Genomic DNA, 14,311 nt, shown 5'->3' with positions numbered 1-14,311 from the left:
TTGCAATGCGATACACTTGCATTGTACTCTGAGCGTAGAGTGCAGATTTACCCTATGTCAACTTTGTAATTGCCGGAGGATACCCGGGATGACGCGAAACACGACCCGCGCCGAACCCGGTGCCCGTGATCTGACCGAGGACCAGCGCACCGATCCGTTGTTCGTGCGCGGGGTCGAGCGGGCCATGAAGGTGTTGTCGGTGTTTCACCATTCCGACCGCCCCATGTCGCTGTCGCAGATCGCCCAGACCGCAGGCGTGGACCGCAGCGCCGCCCAACGAATGGTGCATACGCTGCGCAGCCTGGGCTATATCCGGCGCGATCCATCCGGCCACGGGTTCGTGCCCGGCATCCGCATCCTGGATCACACGCTGGATGTGCTGCGGCTGGACCCTCTGGTGCGGCGGGCGACGCCGGTGCTGCAGGAGTTGCGCAAGTCGGTGCGCGAACGGGTGGATCTGTCACTATTCGATGATCTGCGCGTTGTTTACGCGGTTCGCCTGCAAAGTAAGCGCCAGACATTCTATACCACGCTGGTGGGACACAGCGTACCGATGTTTTGCAGTTCGGGCGGCTGGGCGATTCTGTCGAAACTGCCCGACGACCGGGTGCGCGACATTCTGGAGCGATCCGACAGGCAGCCCTTTACCCCCCACACCGTGACCGGGATTCCCGACATCCTTGCCAAGGTCGAGCAAACCCGCGAGCGTGGGTTTGCCGTCGGGGTCAGCCAGATCCTGACCGGCGAGATCGCCTTGGGCTTTCCGGTTCTGGATGCCGGCGGCACGCCGTTGGCGGCGATCCATGTGGCCGGATCGCAGGCCGAATGGACGCCCGAGGATTTTGCCGCGAATTTCGCCCCGCTCGCCTCGGAAGCGGCGCGCGCCATCAGCCAGTTTTGAAAGGCACCTTTCCATGACCGACCTGACCCTGCCCGGCCTGCACGCCCCTGCCACCATCCGCATCGACCGCTGGGGCCTGCCGCATATCACCGCCGACAGCACGCGGGATGCGTTTTTTGTGCAAGGGTTCAACGCGGCGCGCGACCGGCTGTGGCAGATCGATCTGTGGCGCAAGCGGGGTCTGGGCCTGCTGGCGGCCGACTTTGGCCCCGGCTACCTGATGCAGGACCGCGCGGCGCGGCTGTTTCTGTATCGCGGCGACATGGGGCCGGAATGGGCGGCCTATGGCCCGGATGCGCAGGACATCTGCACCGCCTTTGCCCAAGGCATCAATGCGGGCGTCGATCTGGTGCTGGCGGGCACCCTGCCCTTGCCGCCCGAGTTTGCCGAGCTTGGCACAAAACCATCCCACTGGGCGCCCGAGGATGTGGTGCGCATCCGCACGCATTGCCTGTCGCGCAACGCCGCGTCGGAACTGGCGCGCAAGATCGTGCAGGGGCTGGCAGACCCCGAAGCCGACCTGATGCGCGCACCGTTGACCCCGCCCGTGCCGGACGAGGAATGGGCCGTGGCCCATCCCGCCGACCTGCCACCCGATGCGCTGGCGGTCTACGAGCTGGCCACCGCGCCTGTGACCTTCAGCCCTGAACGCCTGAACGCCCGGCTGGAGGATGCAGCCCTCTGGTCTGCCGTCGATCCGCGCAAGACGGTGGTTGCGCGCGAAACCCCGCCCGAAGGGTCGAACAACTGGGCCATTGCACCAGACCACACCGCCACCGGCCGCGCGATCATGGCCAGCGATCCGCACCGCGCCCATGCCGCGCCGTCGCTGCGCTATATGGTCCATCTGACAGCCCCTGGGCTGGACCTCATCGGCGCGGGCGAGCCGTCGTCACCCGGCATCATGGCCGGTCACAACGGGACGGCAGCCTTCAGCCTGACCATCTTTGTCGCGGATCAGGAGGATGTCATGGTCTATGACACCCTGCCCGGCGATCCCATACGCTATCGCCACGAGGATGGCGACGAGAGCATGACCCGCGTGGACGAGGTGTTTGCCGTCAAGGGCGCCCCGGATCAGACGCTGCCGCTGTGGTTCACCCGGCATGGTCCGGTGGTCTGGCAGGACAGCGCGCGCAACCTGGCGCTGGCCGTGCGCACGGTGTTCACCGATCCGGGCAGCGCGCCCTACATGGCCAGCCTGAAATCCATGCGCACCACAGATCTGGGTGGGTTCCGCGATGCGCTGCGGACCTGGGGCGCGCCCTCGGTCAACATGGTCTATGCCGATACTGGTGGCGACATCGGCTGGCAGGCGGCGGCCTATGTGCCGCGCCGCACCGGCTGGCGCGGGCTGACCCCGGTGGCGGGCGACGGGCGGTTCGAATGGGCGGGCTACATGACCGCCGCCGATCTGCCGGGGGTGGAGAACCCCGATACCGGCTTTGTCCAGTCGGCCAATGAAATGAACCTGCCTGCATATTGGGACCATGACGCCGCCCCGGTGGGGTTCGAGTGGCTGGAGGACAACCGCGCCAAGCGCATCACGGATGTTCTGGGGGCCGGTGGCGGCCATGACGTCGCCAGCACCTGCGCGTTGCAGACGGATACGTTTTCGGATTATGTCACGCGGCTGGTCGCGCTGATCCCCGAGAGTGCCCCGGCGGCGGCGCGCGATCTGCTGCGCGGCTGGGACGGGCATGCGACGACCGACAGCGCGGCCACCCTGCTGGCCGAGCTGTGGGTGTCTTGCCACCTGCGCCCGGCGCTGCTGGAGCGGATCGCCCCCGACATGGGCCTCCGCCGGTTCTTTGGCGCGGGCAGCATCGCCACCACGGTCAGGATGCTGGAAGGCGCGCATCCGGGTCTGGCCGCGCGCGCGGGTCTGGACGATGACGCGGCGCGCGCGGCGGTTCTGTCGCAGACGCTGGAGGCCGCTTGGGCAGACGCCAACGCACGGTTCGGGGACGATCCGGCACAGTGGCGCTGGGGTGATCTGCACAAGGGGTATTTCGATCATGCGCTGACGCCGGTGCGGCCCGGGTTCGACGTGGGGCCATTCGACAAGGGCGGCAGTTCCAGCACGGTGATGATGGCCCATTACGAGGCGTCGGATTTCCGCGTGCGCAATGGTGCGTCGGTGCGGATGGTGGTGGATGTGGGTGCGTGGGACAACAGCGTCTGGATCAACGCGCCTGGACAGTCGGGCGTGCCGGGCACCGCGCATTACGACGATCTGGCCCCGCTCTGGGCGCGCGGCGACTATGTGCCGATGTGCTATTCCGAAGAGGCGGTGGCCGCGGCCACGGTATCGACCATCTCGCTGCTGCCGGGCTGAGCGCGCGAACCGATCCGCCCGGCCATATGCATCTGCCGCAGGGTTTCGGCCATCTGCGCCAGATGCGGGGCCAGCGGCGAGGTGCCGCGCCAGACCATGCCGATGCGCCGCTTGGGGCGTGGCCGCGCCAGCCGCGCGACCGAGACGGCGGCCGATCCGGTTTCGGTCTGGACCGCCATTTCGGGGATCAGTGTCACGCCGATGCCCACGCCCACCATCTGCACCAGCGTGGCCAGCGTGCTGCCCTCCATCAGATCGCGCGGCGTGGCCTGCCCGATGTTGCAGAACGACAGCGCCTGATCGCGAAAGCAGTGCCCCTCTTCCAGCAGCAGCAGGCGCATTTCGCGCAGGCGTTCGGCGGGGGGAACGGGTTTGGCCGCGTCGGTCAGCGGGCGGACCAGCACGAATTCCTCGTCAAACAGCGTCTCTTCGTGCAGCGACGGCTCGGACACCGGCAGCGCGACGATGGCGACGTCCAACGTCATGTCCAGCAACTCGTTGATCAGGGTCTGGGTGATCGCCTCGCGCGGGCGGATGTCGAGCGCGGGAAAGCGCAGGGTCAGATCCTTGATCAGCGCGGGCAACAGATAGGGCGCGATGGTGGGAATCACCCCGATCCGCAGCCGACCCGCCATCATGTCGCTGGCCGCGCGGGCCAGATCCTCGACCTCGTCCACCGCATGCAGGATGTCCTGCGCGCGTTCGGCCAGCGCCTCGCCCAGGCGGGTCAGGCGGATCTGGCGTGTGCTGCGTTCGATCAGCGGCGCGCCCACCAGCGCCTCGAGTTCTTTCATCTGCACCGACAGGGCGGGCTGGGATATCGAGCAGGCCGCCGCCGCACGTCCGAAATGGCCGTGCCGGGCCAGTGCGGCGAAGTATCGAAGGTGGCGCAGGGTCAATCCATTCATAATCCACGATTATCATATTCATTACGATTTCCAAATTCTTTCTAATGCAAACCAGTGTTAGTGTCACGCTCGACAGAACAAGGGAATCGCTGCGACCCGGGCACCGCGCCCGCAGGTTCGCAACCGCAGGCCCTTGTGATGAGAGATAGCAAACCAAGACAGTAAGGAGAGCCAAATGGACGGGAACGACATGCCGACAGGCAAATGCCCGGTGATGCACGGCGGGAACACCGCCACCGGGACATCGGTGGTAAGCTGGTGGCCCAATTCGCTGAACCTGGACATCCTGCACCAGCACGACACCAAGCCCAATCCGCTGGGCCCCGATTTCAACTATGCCAAAGAGCTTGAAACGCTTGATTTCGACGCCCTGAAGGCCGATGTGCACGCGCTGTTGAAAGACAGTCAGGAGTGGTGGCCGGCAGACTGGGGCCACTATGGCGGCCTGATGATCCGCCTGTCCTGGCACGCGGCGGGCACTTACCGGCTGTCCGACGGTCGTGGCGGCGGGGCCACCGGCAACATCCGCTTTGCGCCGCTGAACTCGTGGCCCGACAACGGCAACCTGGACAAGGCGCGCCGCATCCTTTGGCCGATCAAGAAGAAATACGGCAACAAGATCAGCTGGGCCGACCTGATCCTGCTGGCGGGCACCATCGCCTATGAGGACATGGGGCTGAAAACCTATGGTTTCGCCTTTGGCCGCGAAGACATCTGGCACCCGGAAAAGGACACCTATTGGGGTGCCGAGATGGAGTGGCTGGCCCCGTCGGACACCCGCTACGAAGACGTGATGCAGCCCGACACGATGGAAAACCCGCTGGCCGCCGTGCAGATGGGCCTGATCTATGTGAACCCCGAAGGCGTGAACGGCCAGCCCGATCCGCTGAAGACCGCAGCACATGTGCGCGAGACATTCGCCCGCATGGCGATGAACGACGAGGAAACCGCGGCCCTGACCGCCGGTGGTCACACCGTCGGCAAGGCGCATGGCAATGGCGACGCCGAAAAGCTGGGCGCCGAGCCCGAGGCGGCCGGTCTGGAAACGCAGGGCTTTGGCTGGATGAACGCCAACCTCGACGGCAAGGCCACCAATGCGATCACCAGCGGCATCGAGGGCGCATGGACGACCGAGCCGACCAAGTGGGACATGGGCTATTTCAAGCTGCTGTTCGGCTATGAGTGGGAGCTGACCAAATCGCCCGCCGGTGCCAACCAGTGGCAGCCCGTCGACATCAAGGAAGAAGACATGCCGGTGGATGCCACCGATCCGACCAAGCGTGTCATGCCGATGATGACCGACGCCGACATGGCGATGAAGATGGACCCGACCTATCGCGCGATCTGCGAAAAGTTCATGGCCGACCCGGCCTATTTCGACGATTGCTTTGCGCGCGCATGGTTCAAGCTGACTCACCGCGACATGGGGCCGAAAGTGCGCTGGATCGGGCCGGACGTGCCTGCCGAAGACCTGATCTGGCAGGATCCGGTGCCTGCGGGTTCGACCGGCTATGATGTTGATGCAGTCAAGGCAAAGATCGCCGCGACCGACCTGAGCATCGCCGACATGGTGGCGACCGCCTGGGACAGCGCGCGGACCTTCCGCGGATCGGACATGCGCGGCGGTGCCAATGGCGCGCGCATCCGTCTGGCCCCGCAAAAGGACTGGGAAGGCAACGAGCCTGACCGCCTGGCGCGTGTCCTGTCGGTGCTGGAGCCGATTGCCGCCGACACCGGTGCATCGCTGGCCGATGTGATCGTGCTGGCCGGCAATGTCGGGATCGAGCAGGCAGCCAAGGCGGCCGGCATGGACGTCACGGTGCCCTTCGCACCCGGTCGGGGCGACGCGTTGGCCGAACAGACCGATGCCGACAGCTTTGACGTCATGGAGCCGGTGGCCGACGGTTTCCGCAACTTCCTCAAGAAAGACTATATCGTCACGCCCGAGGAACTGATGCTGGACCGCGCCCAACTGCTGGGCCTGACCGCGCCGGAAATGACCTGCCTGATCGGCGGCATGCGCGTGCTGGGCACCAACCACGGCGGCACCGGGCACGGGGTTTTCACCGACCGCGTGGGCGCGTTGACGAACGACTTTTTCGTCAACCTGACCGACATGGGCAACAAGTGGGAGCCGACCGGCAAGAACAGCTATGCCATCGTCGACCGCCAATCGGGCGACACCAAATGGACCGCGACGCGCGTCGATCTGGTGTTCGGGTCGAACTCGATCCTGCGCGCCTATGCCGAGGTCTATGCACAGGATGACGGCCACGCGAAATTCGTGGGTGATTTCGTCAAGGTCTGGACCAAGGTGATGAACGCCGACCGGTTCGATCTGGCAGCGTAAACCGCCCTGCACACAAGGCAGGATAAAACGCAAAGCCCCCCGCGTGACATCGCGGGGGGCTTTGTCGTTTCAGCCACTCAGGGGTTGGCCAGCCCTTTCAGGATCGGGCAATCGGGGCGGTTGTCGCCCGCGCAGGCCCGCACCAGATGCGACAGCGTCGCGCGCATGTCCTGCAACTCGGCGATCTTGGCGTCGATCCGGGCCAGGTGATCCTGCGCCAGATGCTTGACCTCGGCGCTGCTGCGGCCTTCGTCCTCGTACAGCGCCAAGAGGGTGCGGCATTCGTCGATGGTAAACCCCAGCGCGCGGGCGCGTCCGATAAAAGCCAGCTTGTGCAGGTGCGTTTCAGCAAAACTGCGATAGCCGTTGTCGCGCCGGTCGGGGCGGATCAGGCCGATATCCTCATAATACCGGATGGTTTTCGCGGGCAGGCCCGAGCGTTCTGCCACCTCGCCGATGTTCATGCGTGTGCCTCCTGCAAGGGGTGTGCGGGCGCGCCCTGCCCTTCGTCCATGACCGGGCGCAGGCGACGCAGGCGCAGCGCGTTGCTTAGCACAAAGACCGAGGACAGCGCCATCGCCCCAGCCGCCAGCATCGGCGACAGCATCAGCCCCAGCGCCGGGTACAGCACCCCCGCCGCCACCGGGATCAGCGCCACATTGTAGCCGAAGGCCCAGAACAGGTTCTGCCGGATGTTGGTCATCGTCGCGCGCGAGATGTGATGCGCGTTGACCACCCCGCGCAGATCGCCCGAGATCAGCACCACATCCGCCGCCTCGATCGCGACGTCGGTGCCGGTGCCGATGGCGATGCCCACATCCGCCGCCGCCAGCGCCGGCGCGTCGTTGATCCCGTCGCCGACAAAGGCCACGGTGCCATGGCGGCGCAGATCGTCCAGCGCGGCCTGCTTGCCATCGGGCAGCACGCCCGCGATCACCTGATCGATGCCGACCTCGGCGGCGATGGCCTGCGCCGTCGCCTCGCCGTCGCCGGTGATCATCGCCACCCACAGACCCTGCGCCTGCAGGGCGGCGATCGCCGCGCGGCTGCCGGGCTTGACCGGATCGGCCACGCCGATCACCGCCGCCAACTGCCCGTCGATGGCCGCAAACAGCGCGCTGCGCCCCTTGCGCGCCAGTGCCAGCGCGGTATCTGCGTGATCGCCCATGTCGATGCCCTCGCGGGTCATCAACCGTTCCGCACCCACCAGCACCCGGCGACCGTCCACCAGCCCGCTCAGGCCATGGCCGGTGATGGAGTCGAACTCTTCCAGCGTCGCCGGGGCGACCCTTTCGGTCTTGGCCGCGCGGGTGATGGCGCTGGCGATGGGGTGTTCCGAGCGCGATTCAACCGCCGCCAGATGCGCCAGCAGGTCAGCGCGCGACCAGTCGCCCAGCGTGACCAGATCAGTCAGTTCGGGGCGGCCTTGGGTCACGGTGCCGGTCTTGTCCAGCGCCACCACCTTGACCGCGCCCAGCTTTTGCAGGGCATCACCCTTGCGGAACAGCACCCCCATCTGCGCCGCGCGGCCCATGCCGACCATGATGGATGTGGGCGTGGCCAGACCCATCGCGCAGGGGCAGGCGATGATCAGGACCGACACGCCCGCCACCAGCGCCAGCGTCAGTGCCGGATCGGGGCCGAAGACCAGCCAGACCAGCACGGTCAGCGCAGCCGCCACCATGACGGCAGGCACGAACCACAGGGTGATGCGGTCGACCATGCCTTGTATCGGCAGCTTGGTGCCCTGTGCGTCCTCGACCATGCGGATGATCTGGGCCAGCACGGTATCGCGGCCCACGGCGGTGGCGCGGATGCGCAGCGACCCTGCCCCGTTCACCGTGCCGCCGGTCACCGTGTCGCCGGCGCCCTTGGCCACAGGGGCGGGTTCGCCGGTCAGCATCGATTCGTCCACGCGGGTGGCACCGTCGATCACCTCGCCATCGCTGGGCACGCGTTCGCCCGGGCGGATCACGATCACGTCGCCGGTTTGCAACGCCTCGACCGCCACGGTGACCTGCTCGCCATCGCGTTCCACCCGCGCCTCGCGCACCTGCAAATCCAGCAGCGCGCGGATCGCGGCACCGGTGCGGCCCTTGGCCCGCGCCTCGAGCCAGCGACCCAGCAGGATCAGGGTGACGATGACCGCTGCCGCCTCGAAATACACCGCGCGATTGGCCTCGGGCAGCAGGGCGGGCGCGAAGGTGGCGACCAGCGAATAGACGTATGCCGCCATCGTCCCCAGCGCCACAAAGCTGTTCATGTCCGGCGCGCCCTTGGCAAGCGCCGGCAGGCCGATGCGGTAGAACCGCCGCCCCGGCCCGATCAGCACCAGCGTGACCAGCGCGAACTGGATCAGCCAGCTTGTCTGCATGCCGATGGTATGGGCAATCCAGTGGTGAAAGGCGGGAAACAGATGCCCGCCCATTTCAAGCACGAACACTGGCAGGGTCAGCGCGCCTGCGACGATGGCATCGCGCGCCAGCACCTGCGCCTCTTGCGCCTTTTCCTCGCTGCGGTCGCGGGCGTCGCCGCCTTGCGACAGGTCCGCAGGATATCCCGCCTGCGCGGTGGCGGCGGTCAGCGCGGCAGCATCCGTCACACCGGTCAGATAGCGCACATGCGCCGTTTCCGCCGCAAGGTTGACGCTGGCCGACAGCACACCGGGCACCGCCGACAGCGCCTGTTCGACCCGACCCACGCACGAGCCGCAATTCATGTTGCTGACCTGCAATACCGCCTCGGAGGTGCGGGCGGGGTATCCGGCCTGCGCAAGCGTGTCTGCCACTTGCGGCAGGTCGGCGGCATCGCGCAGCGTGACATTGGCGGTTTCCCCGGCAAGGTTCACGCTGGCGCTCTGGACGGCGTCCGCGCCGGTCAGCGCGCGATCGACCCGCGCGGCGCAACCGCCGCAGGTCATGCCGGAAATCTGTAGTGTGGTCTGGAACGACATCGCGCCCTCCTGCTGCTTTGAGGCACAGATAGGGGTTCCAGTCACCGGAAGGTCAAGGGGGCGGCGCAGAAAGAACCGCCCCCCGTCCGTCAGCGGCGGATCAGTCGCAGGCGGCGGTCACGATGACCTCGACCTTGTAGTCCGGGGTTGCCAGCCTGGCCTCACCGGCCGCGCGTGCGGGGCTGTGGCCTGCGGGCACCCAGGCGTCCCAGACCGCGTTCATTTCCGCGAAATCGGCCATGTCGGCCATCCAGATCACGGCTTGCAAAATGCGCGTCTTGTCAGAGCCGGCCAGTTCCAGCAGGCGGTCGACCTGCGCCAGACAATCACGGGTCTGTTCGGTGACCGATGCGCCCTTGCCGACCTGCCCCGCCAGATAGACGGTGCCGCTGTGTTTGACTGCCTGGCTCATCCGTGCGCCGGTCTCAATCCGTTCGATCATGGGCTTTCCTTTCGTGATGCCGTTGTGGCATCGGCGTAGCCCGCAACGGCGCCCATCGCAAGAGAAGCGCGCAGCCGCCCCTCAGCCGCTGACCCGCAAGCCCATGAGGCCGACGGCCCAGCCGACCAGATCCTTCAACGCGGCCGAGGTGGCCCGATCAAAGCTTTCCACGACGTCCTGCGTGTCGCTGGACGTGGCGGCGGCAACGGTGTTGATCGTGCGGCTGCCAAGGATGCTGCTGTCGGATTCGCGCACCAGCCGCGCGACCAGCCGCACGCGGGTGGTCACGGCTTCGCCGTCGGGGGCAAGTTCGGCCTGAAAATCCGTCAGTTCCGACACCAGCACATAATCGCCCGATCCGCCCAGGGGTCTTCGGCCCACATAGCGCAGGGCGTTGGTATCCTCGAACGACCGCAGCATCAGGGTCTGGAGCATGACCGGGGCCGTGTCCGTCCACCTGGCCTCGGGCAGGTACTGCGCCTCGAACGGGCCGGGGCGGATCATGATCCTGTCGGTGTCCAGCGCGCCGCCCGTGGTCGGGGCCTCGATCGCCAGTTCACGGCGCAAAGAGCCGCGCACGGCGGGGGCGGGCAGGTCGGCGGGCGCGCGCAACTCGTACGCCTGCAACGGCGTGGTGGCATCGGTCAGCGAGGAAATCGCCGAGCACCCCGCAAGTGTCATCGTGGCAGCGACGAGAAAGGCCTTGGGGAATAGGGTCATCGTCTGAACTCCGGTGACTGACGGTTGAGGAAAAAGCGGGCAGGATCGCGCTCGATCTGGCGGGCCAGACCTTCGAGATTGGAAATCAGCGCGCGGGTTTCGCTGGCAAGGCGGGTGTATTGCGCCAGCCCGTTGGCGGCAAAGTCGCCGATCGGCCCGCGCGAGTCAGAAACCAATCGGCTCAGCTCGACAAAGGTGGCGTTCGCGGTTTCCGCGGCGCGGCGCAGGTCTGCCGTGACCTCGGGGATGTCCTGCGACACCTGCGCGATGGCCCCGTCCAGACGGGTCATGATCTGGCGCATGTCGGCGGTGATGCCGTCGATATCCTCGTTGATCACGCGATCGGCACCGGCAAAGGCGCTTTCCGCCGCGACCAGCGTGCGTTCGCCGGTGACAAGGGCGCTGTTGATCGCGTCCAGCGTCTGGTTGGCGTTGGCGAACGTGTCGGTCACCTGCGCCATCGCATCCGTGGCCCCTTCGGCCAGACCGTCGATCCGCCCGGCGGCGTCGGAAATCTGCTGGCCCACTTCGGAGGTGACGCGATTGGCGGTCTGGGTCGCGTTGCGGATGTCGGCCACGATTGCGGGCAGATCGTTTTCGGCGGCTTCGCTGATCATGCGGACTGTGCTGTCGGCATTGGCGATCATGGCGCGGGTTTCGGCCACCAGTGCCGCGCCATTGTTGGTTACCAGACCATCAAAGGACACGGCCGCCTGATCGATGCTTTCGAGTGTTTCTGACAACCGGGCAATCGTCTCTTCGGTCGCCTGCAGGGTTGATTGCGCCTCGGTCAGACGCGCGGTGGCGGCGGCGCCCGTGGCGGTGAATTCTGACATCAGGTCGCGCGCATCCGCGACAAGAACCTGGGCCTGGTCGCGCAGGAAAAAGGTGGTTTCGGTCAGATCCTGAATGATCACCGGCAGATCGCCGGTCATGAAAACCTCGGCCGCATCCATCGCCACCCGTGCGCTGGACAGGGTGGCATCGCCCACATCCAGCGAGGAAATCACCCGCTCGGACAGCCGGGTGAAGGATTCCAGCGTGGTATCCACGTTTGCAAGCGTGCCCTCGACGGCGCTGACCACGGGTTCCAGCTCTTCGGCGAAGCCCGCGATATCCACCGAGGCGCTTGCGATCGTGGTGCTGACAACGGCGAAATCGTCCAGCGCTTGGCTCAGCCCTTCTGACGACTGCTCCAGATTGTCCAGAATGCCCTGCACCTTCTGCTGGTTTTCCTCGCTCAGGATGTCGCTGACCCTTTCCATGACGGAAAGCGCCTCGGCGATGATCTCTGGCGCGTCTTCGCTCAGCGTTTGCAGGACCGAGCGGCCCGCCTCGATTTCCGGTATGGCGCCGTCGGCGGTGTCACGCAGGAAGGGCGCATTCGGATCGCCCGAACTGATACCGACATAGGACACGCCCGTCACACCAAGCGATTCAATGGTGGCAATACTGTCGGCGCGAATGGGCGTGCCGCCCGCCACCTCGAGCCGCACAAGAACCGTGCCATCGTCATCGGGCGACAGGCGCACATCCGCAACCTGCCCCACCGGCAGCCCGGCAAACCGCACCTCGGAGGCGCGTGACAGGCCGGAGACCGAGGTATAGCGCACGTCGTAATATTCGAACTGGCGGTCCAGCTCGTACTGGGCAAACCACAGGAAAAACCCCAAAAGCCCGAAAAAGCCCGCCAGGGCAAAGGCCCCGATCAAAACGTAATTTGCCCGTGTTTCCATAGATTATTCGTTCCCGTCCTTGGCCACCATCGCCGCGCGTGCGCGCGGACCGTGGAAATACTCGTGCACCCACGGGTGATCGACTTTCATCATATCGGCCATCGTGCCGGTGACCAGCACGCGCTTTTCGGCCAGCACGGCGATCCTGTCGCAAGTCGCATGAAGCGTATCAAGATCATGGGTGACAAGGAACACCGTCAGCCCCAGTTGCCGTGACAATCCCTTGATCAGCGTGTCGAATTCCGAGGCCCCGATGGGGTCGAGCCCCGCCGTCGGCTCGTCCAGAAAGACGATCTCGGGGTCCAGCGCCAGCGCCCGCGCCAGCCCGGCCCGCTTGCGCATCCCGCCGGACAGCTCGGAGGGATACTTGTCCCCCGCCGACCACGGCAGGCCCGACATCGAGATCTTGAGATCGGCCAGAGCCCGGCGCAGTTTCGGGGTCAGCCCGTCGACGGCGCGCATCGGCACCTCGACATTCTCGCGCACGGTCAGCGACGAAAACAGCGCGCCGTCCTGAAACATCACGCCGGTGCGGCGGTCCAGCATGGCGCGCTCTTCCTCGTTGGCGGCTGTCGCGTCGATGCCGAACATGTGCACCGTGCCCGCCTGTGGACGCCGCAGACCGGCGATCGTGCGCAGAAGAACGGACTTGCCGGTGCCCGACCCGCCAACCACGCCCAGCACCTCGCCGCGCCAGACATCCAGATCAAGGTTGTCATGCACGACCGTCTGGCCGAACTGGCTGCGGATGCCGCGCAGGGAAATGATCGCCTCGCGCTCCATCACATCTCCATCTGCGCGAAAAAGACGGAAAACAGCGCATCAGCCACAATCACCGCAAAGATCGCCGTCACCACCGCACTGGAGGTCATCCGGCCCAGCGATTCCGCATCGCTGCCGACCTTCATGCCCGCGTGGCAGCCGACAAGCCCGATGATCAGGGCAAAGACCGGGGCCTTGACCATGCCAACGATCAGATGCGAGGTTCCGGTGCCTTCGATAAGACGGGTCTGGAACATCGCCGGGGAGATCCCCAGCTCGATCCATGACATGATCGCGCCGCCCAGCAGCCCCATGATATTGGCGATCAGCCCGAGGATCGGCAGCATCAGCAGCAGTGCCAGGATGCGCGGCACGAACAGCGCCATCGCCGGGTCGATCCCCAGAGTCTGCATGGCATCGATCTCCTCGCGCATCTTCATCGAGCCGATGGCCGCGGTAAAGGCCGATGCCGTGCGCCCCGCGACGATGATCGCCGTCAGCAGGATGCCAAGCTCGCGCAGGATCGACACCGCGATCAGATCGACGACAAACACCTCGGCCCCGAACTGGCGCAACTGCGCCGAGCCCTGAAAGGCCAGCACGACACCGATGAGGAACGCCATCAGCGACACGATGGGCACGGCGCGCAGGCCGACCTCGTGGCAGTGATGCACCAGCGCGGTCAGGCGAAACTCGCGCGGGTGGACAACGGCACGCCCCATCCGGGCCAGAAAGATGCCCAGAAAGCCTGTCAGTTCCATCAGAAAGACAAAGCCCGACACCACACCTCTGCCGATCGATTCCATCCGGTCGATCAGGCTGACGGCGGTGTCCGGGGCCTCGGGCGTGTCGGGAAAGGCGTCGGTCACGGTGGCCAGCAGGTCCCTCTGGCGCTGATCGGCGCCGTCTATCTCGGCGCCGAACCCGGCATCGGCCATGCGTTGGCGGAACGTGACAATGGCCCAGGCCCCCGCCGTGTCCAGCATGGTGACCGAGGACATGTCGATGGTCGTGTCCTTGGGCGACAGGGCAGTCAGCTCTTCCTCGACCCGGGCAAGTGTGCGCACGGTCAGGGCACCCGACAGCATCAAGGAGCGGCTTTCGCCACTCTCTTCAACCACGATGTCTGCAATATCCGACCCGACGTCCTGCACAGATACCCCCGAAAAACAGCGACCTAGCACAGATATCTGCCTAGTGG

General features: G+C 66.0%; 11 protein-coding genes. 3 read left to right on the top strand and 8 right to left on the bottom strand.

What is annotated here, in order from left to right; genetic code table 11:
• Positions 1-88 precede the first annotated feature (88 nt).
• Positions 89-901, top strand: a complete 813-nt coding sequence (locus tag ACFTOW_RS01050; protein WP_379912179.1) for an IclR family transcriptional regulator — start codon at positions 89-91, stop codon at positions 899-901.
• A 13-nt stretch (positions 902-914) separates the two neighbouring features.
• Positions 915-3,239, top strand: a complete 2,325-nt coding sequence (locus ACFTOW_RS01045; protein WP_379912177.1) for a penicillin acylase family protein — start codon at positions 915-917, stop codon at positions 3,237-3,239.
• Here ACFTOW_RS01045 and ACFTOW_RS01040 read toward each other — a convergent pair.
• Complete coding sequence (locus ACFTOW_RS01040) at positions 3,179-4,147, bottom strand: hydrogen peroxide-inducible genes activator (protein ID WP_379912175.1); 969 nt, start codon at positions 4,145-4,147, stop codon at positions 3,179-3,181. The genes ACFTOW_RS01045 and ACFTOW_RS01040 overlap by 61 nt on opposite strands.
• A gap of 175 nt (positions 4,148-4,322) precedes the next feature.
• On the opposite strand from ACFTOW_RS01040, the gene katG reads away from it, so the two are divergent.
• Positions 4,323-6,497, top strand: a complete 2,175-nt coding sequence (gene katG, locus ACFTOW_RS01035) for a catalase/peroxidase HPI (RefSeq protein ID WP_379912173.1) — start codon at positions 4,323-4,325, stop codon at positions 6,495-6,497.
• 77 nt (positions 6,498-6,574) lie between these two features.
• Here the strand turns inward: katG and cueR are convergent, their stop codons facing one another.
• The 7 genes from cueR to ACFTOW_RS01000 all read right to left on the bottom strand — a co-directional run bounded on the left by cueR (position 6,575) and on the right by ACFTOW_RS01000 (position 14,198).
• Positions 6,575-6,961 carry a Cu(I)-responsive transcriptional regulator gene (cueR, locus tag ACFTOW_RS01030; RefSeq protein ID WP_379912171.1) on the bottom strand — a complete coding sequence of 129 codons (387 nt, stop codon included), beginning with the start codon at positions 6,959-6,961 and terminating at the stop codon, positions 6,575-6,577.
• Positions 6,958-9,450 carry a heavy metal translocating P-type ATPase gene (locus ACFTOW_RS01025; RefSeq protein ID WP_379912169.1) on the bottom strand — a complete coding sequence of 831 codons (2,493 nt, stop codon included), beginning with the start codon at positions 9,448-9,450 and terminating at the stop codon, positions 6,958-6,960. Before ACFTOW_RS01025 ends, cueR begins: the two co-directional genes overlap by 4 nt.
• 100 nt (positions 9,451-9,550) lie before the next feature.
• Positions 9,551-9,892, bottom strand: a complete 342-nt coding sequence (locus ACFTOW_RS01020) for a RidA family protein (protein ID WP_379912167.1) — start codon at positions 9,890-9,892, stop codon at positions 9,551-9,553.
• Between the two features lie 81 nt (positions 9,893-9,973).
• Positions 9,974-10,612: an ABC-type transport auxiliary lipoprotein family protein gene (locus ACFTOW_RS01015; RefSeq protein ID WP_379912165.1), complete on the bottom strand. Its 639-nt coding sequence runs from the start codon at positions 10,610-10,612 to the stop codon at positions 9,974-9,976.
• Positions 10,609-12,348, bottom strand: a complete 1,740-nt coding sequence (locus tag ACFTOW_RS01010; RefSeq protein WP_379912163.1) for an MlaD family protein — start codon at positions 12,346-12,348, stop codon at positions 10,609-10,611. The genes ACFTOW_RS01015 and ACFTOW_RS01010 overlap by 4 nt, the downstream gene beginning before the upstream one ends.
• A 3-nt stretch (positions 12,349-12,351) precedes the next feature.
• The gene (locus ACFTOW_RS01005; protein ID WP_379912161.1) at positions 12,352-13,131 is read right to left on the bottom strand and encodes an ABC transporter ATP-binding protein; all 780 of its coding nucleotides are present in this window, start codon (positions 13,129-13,131) and stop codon (positions 12,352-12,354) included.
• A complete protein-coding gene (locus ACFTOW_RS01000; RefSeq protein ID WP_379912297.1) occupies positions 13,131-14,198 on the bottom strand; it encodes an ABC transporter permease in 1,068 nt (355 codons plus the stop codon). The genes ACFTOW_RS01005 and ACFTOW_RS01000 overlap by 1 nt, the downstream gene beginning before the upstream one ends.
• Positions 14,199-14,311: the final 113 nt, after the last annotated feature.

The sequence above is a fragment of the Lacimonas salitolerans genome (assembly GCF_042677865.1).
GTDB classification, from domain to species: Bacteria; Pseudomonadota; Alphaproteobacteria; order Rhodobacterales; family Rhodobacteraceae; genus Lutimaribacter; species Lutimaribacter salitolerans.
The sequence above is the reverse complement of the archived record's forward strand: the minus strand, read 5'-3'. Positions and strand labels throughout refer to the sequence as shown.